Genomic DNA, 18,101 nt, shown 5'->3' with positions numbered 1-18,101 from the left:
AAGCATATTCAGAATAAACGTGTAGTTTTAACACTTATAAATAATTTCAGGATGAAATTAAATTTACCACCTCCAACTTCTAGTAGCCAAGAATTGAATAATTACTGAAAAGATGCCTATTTCCTATAAAAATATATCTAGTATACCGAATAAATGCAGCAAACAGTATTTTGCATTAAATACCTCGCTTACCTACATCTGTTGAATCCTCCACAGTTTTAAACGTAACTCGCTGTTGTGAGTTAAGTAAATAAGAGAAGCGCTATCACACTTCAATCCATAATGTCATCACATAAACTTGAAAAAAGCATATACTAGGATAAATAAACATAAATCCCAATTACCGCAGCCAAAATAGTATACCCAACCGGCTTTAAATATTTCCAAGGTTTAATATCAACCTGCCTCGTATATTCTTGGGTGTAGTCTGTTTCCCTAGGAGCAAATTGGCTAACAACAAACATGATTATTATAGTTAATACGAACAATATGCCCATAAGGTGTAAGAAACTGATATTGGGTTTAATGACATACAGTGTAACCAAGTATGTAACAACACTAAACAAAATAGAGATGTTTGCAGCTTTTCCAGACACACGCTTAGAAAAAATCCCAACAATAATAATTGCCAAAATGGGGACGCTATGTGTACCGTTCAATTCTTGCAGGTATGTAAATATCCCACCTTGAACACCATAAAGCAACGGTGCAATTCCCATCGAAAATAGAGCCAAGATAATACCAAATATTTTACCTGCCTTTACTACCTGTTTCTCTGAGGCGTCCTTATTTATATATTCTTTATAAAAATCAAGACCAAATAAAGTCACCGAACTATTTAAGGCGCTATTAAAAGAACTCAAAATGGCTCCAAAAAGTACAGCCGCAAAAAATCCTATAAATGCCAACGGGAGCACAGCCTTTACAACCATAGGATATGCTTCATCTGCATTGGCCAGATCACCATTGAAAAGATAAAACGCTATTATACCGGGCAGCACCACTATAAAGGGGCCCAACATTTTAATAAATGCCGCCAATAGAAGGCCTATTTGCCCTTCTTTTAAATTTTTAGCACCAAGTGCTCTTTGAATAATCGCTTGATTCGTTCCCCAATAGTAAAAGTTAACTATAATCATCCCAGTAAAAAGTGTCCAAAATGGTACGTCGGAATCTGGTCCTCCAATAATATCAAATTTCTCAGGAAGTGCTGTGGTCAATATTTTTAAACCTGAAAATACATTGCCATCACCTATCTTCATCAAACCAAAAATGGGAATTAGAGACCCCCCAATAATCAAACCTACTGCATTAACAGTATCAGATACGGCCACTGCTTTTAGACCTCCAAAAATAGCATAGATACTACCAATTATGCCAATTGACCAAACCGTTACCCAAAGTGCCGGCTCTGGGTTCAATCCAATCATCTCAGGAATATCGAACATAGAATTAATGGCCAAAGCTCCTGAGTATAGAACAGTAGGAAGCATAGAAATGGCATACCCCAAAAGGAACAGCATAGAAACTATGGTCTTGGTAGATTTACCATATCTTTTTTCCAAAAATTGAGGAATGGTGGTAATACCTCCTTTTAGATATTTAGGCAATAATACAAAGGCTGTAAAGACCATTGCTACAGCGGCAACTACTTCATAGGCCATAATTGGCAGTCCATCTCTAAAGGACACCCCGTTCATTCCTACAATTTGTTCAGTGGACAGGTTGGTAAGCAACAATGAACCTGCTATAACCGGACCAGTCAAACTTCTTCCTCCCAAAAAATAACCATCTGAAGACTTTTCATTGGTCTTTCTAGTAGACCACCAAGCTATGACAGCAACCAATAATGTAAAAGCGGCAAAAGAAATTAATCCCATAATTCAATATGTATAATTAGTTGGCTTAAAAATGTACTCCAATAGTAACCTAATGGTTCCTATTTTACTGAAAATACAAATGTGGTTTTTGATGTATATTTTTCACCTGGGTTCAAAACAACCGTTGGGAAGTCTTTTTGATTGGGCGTATCTGGAAAATGCTGCGTCTCTAGGCAAAAACCCGTTCTATGGGCAAAAGTCCCTCCACTTGGCGCGGGTAAGGTGCCATCCAAAAAGTTTCCTGTATAAAATTGAATTCCTGGCTCATCCGAAAATACTTCCATCATGCGGCCACTGCCATTATCATAAGCAGAAGCAACTAGACGCATGGTATCGTCTTCCCCATTTAAAACCCAACAATGGTCGTATCCCTTGCCTAAAATCAACTGTTCATTGTTAGTTCCAATTTCCTTTCCTATTGCTTTTGGTTTTCTAAAATCAAATGGTGTACCCTCTACCTTTTTAATTTCACCCATAGGAATTAAAGTGGCATCCACTGGCAAATATGCATCCGCATTTATTACAATATCATGACCTAGAATATCCTTGTTAAAATCCCCTGTTAAGTTGAAATAAGCATGTTGGGTCAAATTTACTATCGTTGTTTTATCGGTAGTAGCCTCATACGTGACCTCCACATTATTATCATTTGTAAGCGTATAAAGTACTGTAACCTCTAAATTACCGGGATAACCTTCTTCTCCATCCCTGCTTACATAGGTTAATTTTAAGGTCACACTATCCTCTCTTTCAATGGGTTGAGCCGTCCATACAACCCGATCAAAACCATTGACACCACCGTGCAAATGATTGGGACCGTCATTGGTAGCTAAGGTATATTCCTTATTATTCAATGAGAATTTACCTTTAGCGATGCGGTTACCATAACGTCCTATCAGGGCACCAAAAAAAGGATTCTCCTTTAGGTAATCCTCCAAATTGTCAAAGCCTAAAACCACATTTTCGAACTCACCATTTTTGTTTGGAACTTTTAATGAAGTAATTCTACCTCCGTAGGTAATTACATCCATTTCAACACCTTTTACATTTTTTAGATTATACATCTCAACCTTAGTGCCATCGGGCATTGTTCCGTAATCCGATTTGATCATAGTCAATTTTACTTTGGGGCTAACGCTCATGTTTTCGATGGATTTATTTTGTTTTCCGTTTTTACACTGAATATTTAAGCCCACTAGGGCTACCAGCAAAACATTAAAAAAGGAACCTTTATATATTCTCATATTAATTAATTTTAGTCAGAAGAGTTAAGGCTATTTAAACATATAATAAGCTTCATTGGCTTTGATGGTACTTTTGAAGTCTCTTATAGTGGTATCTTCGTCAATTACCAATGATTCTATATTGGCCATCTCGGCAAAATCTTCCATTTGCTCTACCGTAATATTTTCACTGTAGCAGGTATGATGCGCACCTCCACCTAATATCCATGCCGTACAGGCAGTTTCGAAATCCGGTAAAGGTTTCCACATGACTCTGGCCACAGGTAAATTTGGTAAATCCTCCAGAATTTCTTCACCGACCGTTTTATTGATTAATAACCTGAATCGGTTTCCAAAGTCCATTAAGGCTGCCACGAGCGAATCCCCGGCCCTACCGTTAAAAACTAAGCGCACAGGATCTTCTTTACCTCCAATTCCTAAAGGGTGTATTTCACAAGACGGTTTATTGGCTGCCAAAACTGGATCAACCTCCAACATATGTGACCCTAAAACTCTAGGAGCTACTGGATCTAAGTGATATGTATAATCTTCCATAAAAGCATTTCCTCCTTCCAAACCAGACCCCATAACTTTCATGGCACGGGTTAATGCGGCAGTTTTCCAATCCCCTTCCCCTGCAAATCCATAACCCTTTTGCATTAAGCGTTGTACGGCTATTCCAGGTAACTGTTTCATTCCGTGCAGGTCTTCGAAAGTATCACTGAAACCCTTGAAATTGCCATCCACCAAGAATTTTTCAAGCCCCAATTCTATTCGCGCTGCTTCAATTAAAGATTGTCTGTTTTCGCCTCCTTCAAGAAGTGAATCCATCATGGTATAGGACACCTCATATTCCTTAACAAGTTGGTTTATGGCATCATTTGAAATAGAATTAATAATCTGCACCAAATCTCCAACCGCATACGTATTTACAGAAAACCCAAACTTGGTTTCTGCCTCCACTTTATCACCATCGGTTACGGCAACAAAACGCATATTGTCTCCAAACCTTGCAAATTTGGCTCCTTGCCAATCATCCCACCCGGCTGCAACACGCGTCCAATCCCCAATTTTCTTTTGAACACGGTCTGTTGACCAATGGCCAACAACTACTTTTCTGTTTTTCCGTAAGCGACTGACCATAAATCCAAATTCCCGGTCACCATGTGCCGCCTGATTTAGGTTCATAAAATCCATATCCATAGTATCCCACGGAATATCCCTATTAAATTGCGTATGCAGATGTAATAATGGTTTTTGAAGTGCGGTCAACCCCCTTATCCACATTTTTGCCGGAGAAAAGGTATGCATCCATGTAATTATACCAATACAATTCTTTTCTTGATTTGCAGCCGTCAAAGTCTCATATATTTCATCTGATGACTTTACAGTTGGTTTGTAGATGATATTGACAGGAATTAATACAGAATCATTTAATACACTGGCTATTTTAGTGGAGTTGTCAGCAACCTGCATTAATGTTTCTGGTCCATATAAATCCTGACTTCCTGTTATAAACCAAACTTCCTTTTTAGAAATATCTATCATTTCAAATATTTATGTTATTGTTTATTGACCGTAGTAAGAGTTGGCACCATGTTTACGATCGTAATGTTTCTTTATCAATGAGTCCTTTAATCTGGGGGCTTTTGGATTTATCTGCAGTGTTAAATACGCCATTTCTGCAATTACCTCCAAAACTTTGCTATTGTAAACTGCTTTAGCTGCACTTTTTCCCCAAGCAAATGGACCGTGATTACCGATTAATATCATTTCTACTTCCCTATACGAAAGTTTTTTTTCTTTGAAACAATCAATAATTTGAACGCCTGTATTGTGCTCATAATTACCTTCTATAAGATCATCGCGCATAGGCTGTGCACAGGGAATATCCGCAGTTAAATGATCGGCATGTGTAGTTCCAAAAATTGGAATATCCAATTGGGATTGGGCCCAAGCGACCGAGTAAGTCGCATGAGTATGGGCAATTCCTCCTACATCCTCCCAATTTTTATAAAGATAAGCATGTGTTTTTGTATCCGAAGAAGGACGCATACTTCCTTCAACTATATTGTTTTCAAAATCAACGATTACTATGTCCTCTGGTTTTAAAGCCTCATAGGCAATCCCACTTGGTTTAATTGCAAAAACACCATTCTCCCTATCAACGGCACTTACATTTCCAAAAGTATAAACAACTAAATTTAATTCATTCAGATGCATATTGGCTTCGTAGCATTCCTGTTTTAAAAGTTTAAATTTTGATTTCATGATTTCTTAATTTAAGTAACAGATTCGATGAACTCACTTAATTCCGAATAAGAATCCATTAAAAGATTATAGTCCGCAAGTTTATGCGGCTCAGGGAAATATTCTGCTTCAAAATCACTTCCCATATGTTTAGCTGCTTCAATGACGGTTGGATAGATACCTGCAGCCACTGCTGCATAAATAGCAGCTCCCAATGCCGGTGCCTGATCGGATTCTGCCACTTTTATAGTTTTGTTTAAAACATTTGCCAAGGTTTGCATAATAAAAGGTGATTTTCTGGCCACCCCGCCTATGCCTATTACACTGTCTATTCTTACACCTTCTTCCTCAAAACGAGCCACAATTTTCTTGGAACCAAAGCAAATCGCATTTATCAAGGCTTTAAAAATATGTGGTGCTTTTGTTCCCAAGGATAAATTGGACATGGCCGCTTTCAACTCCTGATTTGCATCAGGTGTTCGTCGTCCGTTGATCCAATCCAAAGCGGTAGGGATACTTTCTGAAATGGGAATTTGAGAGGCTTGATCACTTAATACACGGATAAAGCCAAAGTCTATTTCCTCTTTTAATTTATTTTTTTGATCTTCGGTAAGGATATCGGAGGACAACACCAAATTATCAATTGGCCAATACAAAACATCTTTAAACCAAGCCAATACATCCCCGAAGGCCGATTGTCCAGCTTCCAGTCCAATGGATCCAGGAATGACAGAACCATCAACTTGACCACATATACCTCTTACGGTTCTACTTCCAATAATTTCTTTTGGAGAAACCAAAATATCACAGGTGGAAGTTCCCATAACACGTACTAAGGTGTTTTGATCTATTTTTGCTCCTACTGCACCTGCATGTGCATCAAAGGTGCCAACGGAAATTATGGTATCCGTCGATAAGCCCAGCTTTTTTGCCCATTCTTTGTTCAAGTTACCTGCAACATGATCGGATGTATAGGTTTCATCATAAAGCCTTCCTCTAAGTTGGGAAAGATATGGATCTAATAGATGCAGGAAGTCTTCAGAAGGCAACCCATTCCAATCCTCATGCCACATAGCCTTGTGGCCTGCGGCACAACGACTTCGTTTAAATGTTTTTAAATCCTTATCCTCAATTAACAAATAGGTCATTAAATCACAGTGTTCCATCCAGGTATAGGCGGCATTCCCAACAGCTTCATCTATCCTTATGATATGTAATATTTTGGCCCAAAACCATTCCGATGAATAGATACCACCTTCATATTTAGTAAAATTAACTCCGCCCCAATTAGCTGCCAACCTATTAATTTCGTTGGCTTCATTAATGGCCGTATGATCTTTCCATAGAACCATCATGGCATTGGGGTTCTCTTTAAAACCTTCAACCAAGGCTAAAGGTGTCCCATTTTCAGTAACCGGAACAGGTGAAGAACCTGTTGTATCAATACAAATACCTTTTATTTCCAATGGGCTTACATTTCCCTTTTTAACGACTTCCTTAATAGTAACTTCAAGACCTTCAATATGATCTAAAGGATGTTGCCGAAATTGGTTAATGGATTCATTGCAATATTTATTTGTTCTCCATCTCGTATAATAATCAACACTAGAAGCCAATTCCTTTCCTGTTGTTGTGTCAATTAAAATTGCCCTTACAGAGTCCGAACCATAATCCAGCCCAATCACATAACTTTTCATACAGCAATTATTTGGTTATTTGACAAATGTAGCATTTATAAATGTTATTTACACACTTATATTTATTAAATTAAACGACTCGCTTAACTGTAAGTGGGATAAATCTGAAAAAACCTCGAAAAACACCTATTTAGTGCCTATTATTTTTTGTAAAGTTAATTCACAAAATGGTCGATCCTGTTGATGTAAAGCAACATGTAAATCGATTACTTTACCATATATTGTAAGCTATTGCATGCTGAAATCGAACAGTTATAGTGATAACCATATTTAAAATTAACCCATTGCTCTTGAATCACGTCTAAGAAATCGATATGATATTTCTACTCCTGACCAACAACATTGAAGCGAACTCTTTTGAAATTGCGAAACTTTAAAATATTAAATTAATAGTAGAGACTTTTTTCGTTTGGATCAAGAGACACCTGTTCATAAAGAAGCCTTGAGGCGCCCTGAAAATGCCGTCAAAATCAATGATATGATAGCAATCTGTTCGTACTTAGTGCCAGGGACCGAAAAACTTTTATTGAAAAGCTAGCTGCCCATTTATGGAATAATATAAATATCAGGTACCTACGTCATATATAGGACACTCAATTGCCCTTGCCACCTCCCAATATATTTACATGCCTTGATATAAAACACGCAAGACCGCAGTTCGCTCCACCCTTTCCCTTAATGGGTAGAACCGAACGCTATTGAACCAATGGCAGAAGATTGGCCGGAACCAAGGTGTTAATTACAAGGCATTTAGACTGTACTGCTCAGTATATTAAAAAAAATTGGGCAAAGTATGGTCACTGCCAATTCATTGTACTATTTGGACACCAATTCCTGATTCCCGTTCATTTCCAGTTTAACCACAATAAATTTGCCCAAACTCCTGCCCTGTCCCACCCCAACTTCCACTGCTGCCCTATAATGTATGCCCCCGTACATTCTACTAATGGCAGCTTCATCTGCAGCCTGATTAAAAGAGGTGAAACTTCTTATAGGTAGACCATAAGGTATTTCGGTATCGTCATCAAATGCAAAATTATCCCCAAAAATACTGGTCAAGGCCGTAGCTGCCGCACCAGAAACCACGGAGTGTCCGCTGGTGTACTCAGGGAATGGTGGCGTTTGAAGCACAGGTGCCCAGTTTTCATCTATATACTGATTTATTACAGTTTCCGGACGTATTAAATTAGAGCGGTATTTTTCGTCCCAACAACTTATAAAGGCATCGGCTATTGCCATTGAGGTTTTGGTATAGGCAAATACGGTTTTATCAAAATCCGAGTTTGTTTTTTCGCAGGCAATTTTGGTAATCCCAATCCAATGGGCCCCTGGTGTAATCTTCTTTGTTGCGAACATTAAATGCCCCCTGGTTACGGAGACATAGGGGTTACAATCCCAGAATTTTGCAATAGCTATCTCTTCCGAACTATCCCCTTTGGCAGTAATCTCTTTACTAATATCGTACACCTCTTTTACTTCCCTGTAAAAGTCGGACCCTTTATCCATAGAAAATGCCGGTGGTGGTGCTGGTACAAATTGATTTGCCGAGTCAATAACAAACGGCCTTATTTTACTCCAATGAGGCTCTATACCGTCCATATAAGCCGGTGGGGTGGGTTGCCAACGCGAATCATCGTCCGTGTTAATGGTAAACTTGGGCATAGTCCTAGTCTGCTTGTAATTGTCCTTGTCCAACCAATCCCCTATATGTTTTGCCACGGCCAGACCATATTCCTCAGAGTTCTTAAAGATGGTCAAGTTTTTTTCCTGCCAATTGGCATATAAACTATCGCGATGTACCTCAATTTTATCCTCGGAAAAAATTAAACGCTTACTTAATTCCATATGCGCAATTAGGGCCGCCATTTGATAATTGATAGGCTTATCCTCCACTGGAACAGGAATAGGGGTCAAATCTGTAACCTGCCCTACCAACGATTTGTAATCACTATTGTTAAGGGCCACAATTTCATATGCCGCTATATTGGGATAAGCAAAAATTCTACTGGCCACTGGGGGTGAAAAAATATCATGGATCATAACTTCCGTGACCTTATGGATAGACCTATGGAGATCCTGGGAAGTAATAATTATAGGCTCTTCCCTTTTTCCATTACATGATATGACCATTGTAAATAATGCGAATAATCTTAAATACTGTTTCATTATAACTATTTAATACTTTACCAAATCCTGATTTAAATACTACCATTTCTATTAAACCAAATACAAATTCTAGTCATTTGATCAATTAATTTAAATATAACTTTCCAGCGTAAAACTTTATTAATATAACCGCAAAAATCAATAACAAAAAACTAATTTATATTAGTATTACACTGTCATTACAAGTAATTTCTTACACTCGTTTGCGCTATGTCTACTTAGATATATTCCTTTACTTAACCTTAAGTAGGTCTTAGGTTTTTAAGCCTTCTTTTCCCCTAAAGTATTAGTTACCCGTTTTGTTATAACAAGGAAGACAGAATAACTAAAGGTTCGTGTATCTTGAGTTGGCTCATGCTATTGAGTTCTATTTATATTTTGGATTTTGCAATAGTTGCAATTTCCCAATGCAATAATTTCTTTACAGATCGGACAAATATACTATTTATAAATGTAATTTACACACTTATTTTATTGAATAAACCGAACTCTGAAATCAAGCAAAAAAATGAACTAAATCTGAAAAGAAACCTATTTTGTGTGGGTAATATTATGTACATGTAAATTACCCTATGCGTAAAAGTTAATACATATTCAACAAAATAAAGATCAAACATTTTTGCCCTATTTTAGTATACAATTATGGAAATTGATTGTTCTAAAATAAGTCATTTGTTTTAATAACGATAACCCGATGGATATTTAGAATATTTTGCTACAAATATTATTTTGATCCATTAATACATAATAAATAGAGTATAATGGGAGGATTATATTTATAACAGTTAAAGTGTTATTCATTTTTTCATTTCCTGCTACGTCCTGTTATTTAATTTTCAGTAATGAGTCATAACATAAAATAAAGTTTTACTTATAATTATACCTTTTTTATTGCAAAAATAAACCATCATGAACAAATGTATTTATATTAAATTTTAGGCCAACACTTATCTTTTGTGTCTTCTATAAATATTATATCTTAGCCTAAAATTAAGGAAATGGTGGTAGAAGGGTACAACCTTGCAGATAAGGTTTTTCTAGCTGTAGATTGTATAATCTTCGGATTTGATAATGAAGATTTAAAAGTGCTATTAATTCAGAGGGACTTTGAACCTGAAAAAGGGAAGTGGTCACTGATGGGCGGGTTCGTACAACACCACGAGACCTTAAATGATGCCGCTTCCAGAGTTCTGCATAGATTAACCGGTGTTCACGATATATATATGGAACAACTTTATACATTTAGTGAAGTTGACAGAGATCCATTGGCGAGAACTATTTCCACATCCTACTATGCAATCATCAATATTGAAAAACACAACGAAGAAATTACCGAGCAAAACAATGCCAAATGGTTTAGTTTGTCCGATGTACCAGACTTAATATTTGATCACAATCAGATGTTGGATAAGGCTATCAAAAGATTACGTAGAAGAACCTCTATAAATCCAATTGGTTTTGAACTTTTGCCTGAGAAGTTTACAATGCGTCATTTACAAAAATTGTACGAGGCCATCTTGGACAAAAAATTAGACAAAAGGAATTTTATAAATAAAATAAATTCTATGGACATCTTGATCAAGCTAAAGGAAAAAGACATGACCTCTTCTACAAAAGGCTCTTACCTTTATATGTTCGATCAGGAAAAATATGACGCGAAAAATAGAAATGACTTTTATTTAAAATTATCCTAGAGTAGAATTTATATAAAAATAAAAAAGTCCCATTTTATTTGTGCCAATTTGCTATTAGTTATTTCCTTTGGAGTAATCAGCTAAGAATTGTGCCAAGCCACTATCGGTTAAAGGGTGTTTTAACAATCCTGTGATGGATGACAGTGGCCCAGTCATAACATTGGCCCCTATTTTGGCACAGTTAATAACATGCATCGTGCTGCGAATAGATGCAGCCAATATCTCTGTTTCAAAACCATAGTTATCATAAATTAATCTTATTTCAGAAATTAAATTCAGTCCATCAGTTGAAATGTCATCCAAACGTCCTAAAAATGGTGAAACATAAGTGGCTCCAGCTTTTGCAGCCAATAAGGCCTGACCAGGTGAAAAAACCAAGGTCACATTGGTTCTAATTCCTTTGTCCGTGAAATACTTACAGGCCTTTACACCATCTGCGATCATGGGTAACTTAACTACTATTTGTGGATTTAAAGCAGCCAGTTCTTCCCCTTCCCTTATCATCCCTTCCAAATCTGTAGCAATGACTTCAGCAGAAACATCACCGTCCACTATATTGCATATGGCACTATAATGTTTTAATATATTATCCTTTCCTGTTATTCCTTCTTTTGCCATTAAGGATGGATTAGTGGTTACGCCGTCCAAAACCCCTAATGCCTGTGCCTCCTTAATCTGTTCCAGATTGGCAGTGTCAATAAAAAACTTCATAATTCTTTTTTTTAATAAATTATAATTCGCTTGTACCCTTGTTATTAATCTTCATTGTTTTGCATAAAATCGGGAAAACCACTTGCTGTCCATTCTACCACCCGTGCCCTAGTAGCCCGGTTGGGGTCTGACAATTCATGGCCCTGAATTCCCTTATAATCACGGGCATGATATATCATAATAACGGTTTCTCCGTCCTCGGCAATGGTAAATGAATTGTGGCCCGGACCGAATCTTTTTAAATCCTCATTTGTATAAAAAACAGGTCCTGGAGATTTGTGCCAATTTGCAGCATCAAGAAGATCATCATTTTCATCTATCCACAACATGCCCATACAATAGTTATGGTTGGTGGCACTAGCAGAGTAGGTTACAAAAATTTTACCGTTCCTTTTCAACACAGCCGGGCCTTCGTTGACATTATACTTCATCCTTTCCCAATTAAATTCTGGCTCGGTCAAAACCACTTCCCTTCCAATGATCGTCGTAGGACCCTTCATTTCGGACATGACCAAGGCGGTACCATGATCTCCACCCCTAACGTTTTGGGCCCATATTAAATATCTCTTGCCTTTATTTTCAAACGTAGTTGCATCCAATGAAAAAGAAGATTTTGCAGTTTCTATCATTCCTTCTTCCACCCATTCCCCTTGCATAGGATCTTCGGAATCATTTGATAATACCCACATCCGAATATTCCATATATTTTCGGCTTCGCCTGCAGCAAAATATATATACCATTTTCTACCTATTTTGTGTAATTCCGGAGCCCAAATATGATGACCCATAACACCTTTTACATGCTTGGTCCAAACCTCAACTTCTTGGGCATCCTTTAAGCCATTTATACTATTTGCTTTCCTTATTACAATTCGATCATACTCAGGAACGGTAGCTATTAAATAATATTCACCTTTTTCAGTTTTATATACCCAAGGGTCGGCTCGTTTTTCGGCAATCGGGTTATCAAATACCAGTGATTGTGAATAGCTTTGATTGGAACACACTATAACCAAAGCTAATAACGCCAAAACTTTAAATAGTTTCATATTCTTTTTCTGATTTATATTCAAATTATTGAAAATAGCAACCCAATTAGGTCGTTATGGTAAAAACGGTTTACCCACCACCAATTTATCTCCTTTTAAGTCTACCTCAAATAAATGTGGCACCCTGTGATATTTGCCATTTATAACCTTATGACTATGGACTGCCATCAACCATTTACCTAGTAACGTTTTAAAGAGCATCCCATGCCCGAAGTTGGCTGGTGTAATGGGCTCTTTTTCGTGAATCCAAGGGCCGCTTAGGTTACCACTTTCAGAATAAGCTACCCCTTGAACATAAACATCATATTGCCAACTTGTCCACAGCATTCCCAAACGATTGGTACCTGTTTTAAACAAAAAAGGTCCGTCCGTAACTTTATGTGGAACAATATTTCCTTCATTATCCTTTCCCCTACTCCAAGGAGAATCACTGGCCCTGAACAAAAGCTCCCCTTTACCTACAGAACCACTTAAGTCTGGTTTTAATTCAATTTTTTCTATAGTTCCATTTAAATTTTGAAGCCATTCATAACAGTAGACCATATAAGGTTTTCCATCTGAATCTATCCAAAATGTACCGTCAAGTGTTGGTTGGTCAGCAGGTAAGTAGGTTTCATCTGCCATTGGCAAATACGGGCCGTCAGGCTTATCGCTAACCAAAACATGACTTGCACGTCTCTCTATAACATTTCCCGCTACCGTATCAATTTTCACATCTTTATTGGTAAATGTTGCGAAATAGTAAAATTTATCCTTAAACGTGTGAATTTCTGCTGCCCATATCATTGGATCTGACCCCATCCATGAGGTGGAGTCGGTCATTGCAACCTTATAAGGGCCATCCCAAAGCTTTAGATTTTTACTTTTCCACAGCATACCTCCGGAACCTGTCATATAGTACATATCAGAATTCTTATCCGCGATAATACTGGGATCACTTAATCTTATGGAATCCAGTGGAATATTCTTTCTAAAAGTTAAATTTTCCTGAGCTTGACAAGTGGTAACATTAATAGATGAAATCAATACTGCAAAAGCAATGCTAAATACTGGAACAATACATTTAAACCTTACAATGCCCATTGGTCAATTTGATTTTAAGTTGTTCATGGTAAATAATTTTATTGCACTAATGGATTAGTTCAATTTTATATAGGCCGGAGGCATGTGATGACAATTTTTCCACAAGAACTTCACCAATTGGATCGACTTCCTCACCACTCCACATATTTGTGATTCTGACGTCATCCTTTAACCCCAAACCATCTAATTTTACTTCAATAGTCAAATCTTTATCATCTGAAGTATTAAACAAAGCCAAATATATATAGCCCTCTTTTTCATTTTTTGATGTAATCGCCATTTTTCCTTCTTCCTTAAAAAGTTGGGTAACTTGGGAATTTTCGGAATGCATTTTTAATACCTCCTTATTGGTTAAAAGCGATAAGGTAAACTCATCATTACTGGGCAAATCCCCGCCAAAAAACAATGGTGATTTAAAAATGGTAAAAAAGGTCATCAAAGTATACTGTTCATCCCTGGTTAGATTTGTCATTCGGTCTTCACCTACTTCACCTCTAATAGACAGTCTCCCTAAAGGAATCATATCACAATCTGGCCATGTGCCGTTCTTGCCATATCCATACCAATCTTGACTAACATCCATCAAGTGCTCAACATGCCACCAGCTATCCATACATCGTTGACCATACGCCACATATTGGCTTTCTCACTAACATGACTGGCTGCCTCTATTGGAGTTTCGCCTGGCGAAGTGCTAAACACAATCTTGCGTCCACATTTATCAATGGCCTTTCTAATAAGTTCCATCTCATCGTTATGATAAATAGGTGCGGACAAATCGTCTATTTTAATAAAATCTACTCCCCATTCTGCATACAGTTCAAAAATTGAATTATAATATTCCTGAGCCCCGGGTTTCGTAGCCAATACTGTGTAATTATCCTGTAGCCATTTACATTGATTTTACTTGGAATATATTTGATCTGCCGTAATTCCATCAGTACCTTTTATTGGCAGTTTGTTCTCGACCGCGTATTTTGGAATACCCCTCATCATATGTATCCCAAACTTTAAACCTTTATTGTGAACATGGTCTGCCAAGGCCTTAAAACCATTACTGTCTGAAGCCGAAGGAAATCTATTGATGGCCGGTAAATACCTTCCGTATTCGTCAATTACGTAAATAGGATCCTTTTGATTATACCCATGCGATTTTGGATTTTCTACATACCAACGGATATCTACAACCACATATTCCCAACCATATTCTTTTAAGTTTTCGGACATGTAATCTGCATTCGATTTTACTTCCTCCTCCCTAACCGTAGGCCCATAACAGTCCCAACTATTCCAGCCCATGGGTGGAGTCTGTGCCCATTCTTTGAAGTTGGATTCTTCTTTTGTTTTAAGATTCGATTTTTTATTGGTGCTTCCACATGAAATTAAAAGGGCAAACAATAATAATAGAGCAAAACATCTATTTCTCTTCATAGAGGTGTGTAATTAATTCCTAATAATTTATTCCTGATAGAGTTGGCTCTACAGGTTTAATACTACCATCAGGGTTAAACTCTAATTTATCTATACACACCTCTCGGTTAAAACCTGCAGCATCACCCATATCAATACCGTTTGGACGATTAAAACGATGATATACTATATGCCAAACATCACTATTGGGAGTTTGGATCACACTGTTATGACCTGTTCCGTAAATACCATTCTCGGCGTCTTTTACTAAAATCAAGTTGTCCTTCGGTATTTCCAGAGGTCCTGTTGGACTCTTCGATGTTGCATATCTTACACGATAATTAGGACTCCGTGTATCATCTTCGGACCATAAAAAGTAATAAATTCCATTTCTATAAAACACCTCCGTTCCTTCTCTAAACGTACTATCGGGAGTCAATATTTTCAACGTATTTTCCTTGATGGATACCATGTCATCATTCAATTCAACACAGGCCATATAGCTATTGCCCCAATACAAATAATTTTTGTCCGATACCGGATCTATAAATATATCCGGGTCTATTTCCTGTCCTCCATTTGCTCCTTCTGGTTTTGATGCTATTAAAGGTTTTCCTAAATCCACAAAAGGACCTGTTGGGCTGTCTGAAACTGCTACCCCTATTTTTTGTGCTGCTGTGTAATAATAAAAGAACTTATATTCCCCTTTTATTTTCCTTTCAATAGCTGTGGGTGCCCAAGCATTCCTATCCGCCCAACTAACATCTTTTTTAAGGTCCAAAACAACACCTTCATCCTTCCAGTGGATCAAATCGTCTGAAGAAAATGTTTTGAAATAAGTGCCTGACCAATTTTTAAATCCATCACTAGTTGGGTATATATAATATTTTTTCGTTTTCTGAGAGTAGATTATTTCGGGGTCCGCATAAAAACCATTCAATACCGGATTATTATCCCCCTTTACAATTACTTCATAGGTTTTTTGTTTGCTTCCGGATACAATGGTATACTTAACCGCACCTTTGGAAAAATCCTTGACACCGCTAGTAGAAATATTTACCCATGAAACTGTCTTGATTTCGGGATCAAATTTTTCAATGTCCGTTCCCAAGTCAACTGGAATATAAATAGTATTGTCATCGTCATTGACAACCACATTGTTCTTTTTAACATTATAAGAATTAAACCCCAAGAATGATCCTTTTCCTAAGTATCCCCATTTTTCAATTAAGGCTTGGGTTTCATTTTCCGTGATACGGATAACAGTACCATGTCTTGGGTGAAAATTCATAGAAATTTCATTATCTACAATCGAAAAATTCTGAAGATCCTTAGTTTTTGTAAATTGATATTTTCCTGAAGTATACATATCATACATTAAAATATACTCATCAGAATCTATTAATTTAAAAATACCAGAGCCCTCAACGGGCGCATCTGTTTGATCGAAAAAACCCTCCTGTTGAACATATCCTTCGGTCAGTTTATCGGACACCGCTTTTCTGATACCACCTCCAGAGCTTTCGTTCTTAAAAAACAAGTTATACATACCATCCTTGTATATGATATCACCATCAATACAAGCACTATTGGAAGGACTATAGAACAATTGTTTTGGCACAGAGGACAAACCGGTAAAATCCTTATTGGCGTAAGCATAGTATATGAAATCCGGTCCTTCATCTCCTAGCATTGACCAATAAATCATGTATTGATCTGTCTCCGTATCATAAATGGTCTGTGGAGCCCAAACACGTTTGATGTCACTAAATTCCTTTGGATAAGTTTGTGGGATATTCACAATACTTGACGACCAATTGATGAGATCGGTCGATTTCATTAAAATCATGGCATAGTTGTTCCAACCCTGTTTAGGCACATACAAATCCGTTACCACCATGTAAAATGTCTTACCATCTGCTCCACGTAGAATATGCGGATCTCTTACACCTCCTGATGAACTAATCTTTTTGGAATCTATTATAGGTTGATTATTATTAAGAGCTTCATAGTTAAATCCATCTTTACTTATGGCATAGTGGATTGCTTCTTCTCCAGGTCCGTTTCCGGTAAAATAAGCAAATAGATAATTGGTGAATTTATCCTCCTCCTGCTCAATGGAAGCCGATTTACAAGAAAGTAAGGTTGTAACTATAATAACAACCGCTAAAAGCCCATATTTTAATTTTAGGTATTTCATTTACAATTGAATTTATTACTGTTCTTCCGTTTTAGAATAGCTTTAATACTGTGCAATGACTCCCGTTATACAATTAAAATAACGGGAGCTAAGAATACAATTAACAAATGTTAATTTAACACTTGTCAAATATAGAGCTATTTTTAATAACTTTTATAATTTTTTGACAAACTTTTGTTCGCTAATCAATTTTCATCTAATGAGTAGTATTTAAAACAAATAAGAATTCAAACAAAACAAATTCATGGTAGCTATGGCAAATCAATTGCCTAAATCAGATAACCTTTAACAGATAATAGTAGTACTTTAATTGATTTTGTTACCCATATTAAGAATTTCCTATATTTTTTAAATTGATTAAAAACATTCAACAACCAGATCACTTTTTATGTACACATAACTTAAATTAGATATTCTGTAATTAAACAACCAATATGGTATTTCATTAAAACTACCAAATAGAAGTGCTTTATATCATAAAACATTCTTTATGCAAAGTGTGTTTCTAAAACTTAGGGGAATAGCAAGAGGGTAACACGCTAAAGCGGTGTTACAGTTTGTAAATCGTTGATTTTTAGGACTATATTGACATATCAAATTTGAGGTGCTATCCTATTTTTATAGTAAAACCGCTCTAAGCCCCTATAAACATTGGTGTTTTTACTGTAAATAATATCCTAGTGCTGTTTTTCGGTCATAAATGACTTGGCTCTGAAGAGTTTTAGTAAATTTTAGTTC

At 36.8% G+C, this 18,101-nt stretch carries 12 protein-coding genes and 1 pseudogene; 1 reads left to right on the top strand and 12 read right to left on the bottom strand.

What is annotated here, in order from left to right:
• Positions 1 to 314 precede the first annotated feature (314 nt).
• The 6 genes from U735_RS0109040 to U735_RS0109015 form a co-directional block, all read right to left on the bottom strand.
• Positions 315 to 1,880 (bottom strand): solute:sodium symporter family transporter, encoded by a 1,566-nt coding sequence (locus U735_RS0109040; RefSeq protein ID WP_031443516.1) that lies wholly within the window; start codon positions 1,878 to 1,880, stop codon positions 315 to 317.
• 59 nt (positions 1,881 to 1,939) lie between these two features.
• Positions 1,940 to 3,124 carry an aldose epimerase family protein gene (locus U735_RS0109035; protein ID WP_031443515.1) on the bottom strand — a complete coding sequence of 395 codons (1,185 nt, stop codon included), beginning with the start codon at positions 3,122 to 3,124 and terminating at the stop codon, positions 1,940 to 1,942.
• Positions 3,125 to 3,154: 30 nt separating this feature from the next.
• Positions 3,155 to 4,651, bottom strand: coding sequence for an L-arabinose isomerase (gene araA, locus U735_RS0109030; protein ID WP_031443514.1), 1,497 nt, complete (start codon positions 4,649 to 4,651; stop codon positions 3,155 to 3,157).
• Positions 4,652 to 4,672: 21 nt separating this feature from the next.
• A complete protein-coding gene (locus U735_RS0109025; protein ID WP_031443513.1) occupies positions 4,673 to 5,374 on the bottom strand; it encodes an L-ribulose-5-phosphate 4-epimerase in 702 nt (233 codons plus the stop codon).
• An 11-nt stretch (positions 5,375 to 5,385) separates the two neighbouring features.
• Entirely contained in the window at positions 5,386 to 7,050 is a 1,665-nt protein-coding gene (locus tag U735_RS0109020) for a ribulokinase (protein ID WP_031443512.1), read from the bottom strand.
• Positions 7,051 to 7,866: 816 nt separating this feature from the next.
• The gene (locus U735_RS0109015) at positions 7,867 to 9,216 is read right to left on the bottom strand and encodes a vanadium-dependent haloperoxidase (protein ID WP_031443511.1); all 1,350 of its coding nucleotides are present in this window, start codon (positions 9,214 to 9,216) and stop codon (positions 7,867 to 7,869) included.
• 998 nt (positions 9,217 to 10,214) lie between these two features.
• Between U735_RS0109015 and U735_RS0109010 the strand changes: the two genes are divergently transcribed.
• Positions 10,215 to 10,910 carry an NUDIX hydrolase gene (locus U735_RS0109010; RefSeq protein WP_371514387.1) on the top strand — a complete coding sequence of 232 codons (696 nt, stop codon included), beginning with the start codon at positions 10,215 to 10,217 and terminating at the stop codon, positions 10,908 to 10,910.
• Positions 10,911 to 10,964: 54 nt separating this feature from the next.
• Here U735_RS0109010 and fsa read toward each other — a convergent pair whose 3' ends face one another.
• The 6 genes and pseudogenes from fsa to U735_RS0108985 all read right to left on the bottom strand — a co-directional run bounded on the left by fsa (position 10,965) and on the right by U735_RS0108985 (position 17,363).
• Complete coding sequence (gene fsa, locus U735_RS0109005; RefSeq protein WP_031443509.1) at positions 10,965 to 11,621, bottom strand: fructose-6-phosphate aldolase; 657 nt, start codon at positions 11,619 to 11,621, stop codon at positions 10,965 to 10,967.
• A 44-nt stretch (positions 11,622 to 11,665) separates the two neighbouring features.
• Positions 11,666 to 12,670, bottom strand: coding sequence for a glycoside hydrolase family 43 protein (locus U735_RS0109000; protein ID WP_031443508.1), 1,005 nt, complete (start codon positions 12,668 to 12,670; stop codon positions 11,666 to 11,668).
• Positions 12,671 to 12,724: 54 nt separating this feature from the next.
• On the bottom strand, positions 12,725 to 13,753 hold the full coding sequence (locus U735_RS0108995; protein ID WP_051891931.1) for a glycoside hydrolase family 43 protein: 1,029 nt from the start codon (positions 13,751 to 13,753) through the stop codon (positions 12,725 to 12,727).
• A gap of 46 nt (positions 13,754 to 13,799) precedes the next feature.
• On the bottom strand, positions 13,800 to 14,366 hold the full coding sequence (locus U735_RS25955; RefSeq protein WP_232233209.1) for an alpha-galactosidase: 567 nt from the start codon (positions 14,364 to 14,366) through the stop codon (positions 13,800 to 13,802).
• Positions 14,336 to 15,052, bottom strand: a pseudogene (locus tag U735_RS25950) (glycoside hydrolase family 27 protein). The gene U735_RS25955 and the pseudogene U735_RS25950 overlap by 31 nt, the downstream one beginning before the upstream one ends.
• A gap of 151 nt (positions 15,053 to 15,203) precedes the next feature.
• On the bottom strand, positions 15,204 to 17,363 hold the full coding sequence (locus tag U735_RS0108985) for a family 43 glycosylhydrolase (RefSeq protein ID WP_031443506.1): 2,160 nt from the start codon (positions 17,361 to 17,363) through the stop codon (positions 15,204 to 15,206).
• Positions 17,364 to 18,101: the final 738 nt, after the last annotated feature.

It is taken from the genome of Arenibacter algicola, assembly GCF_000733925.1.
Lineage (GTDB): Bacteria > Bacteroidota > Bacteroidia > Flavobacteriales > Flavobacteriaceae > Arenibacter > Arenibacter algicola.
Note: the sequence above shows the minus strand (reverse complement) of the source record. Positions and strands in the feature narration are given on the sequence as shown.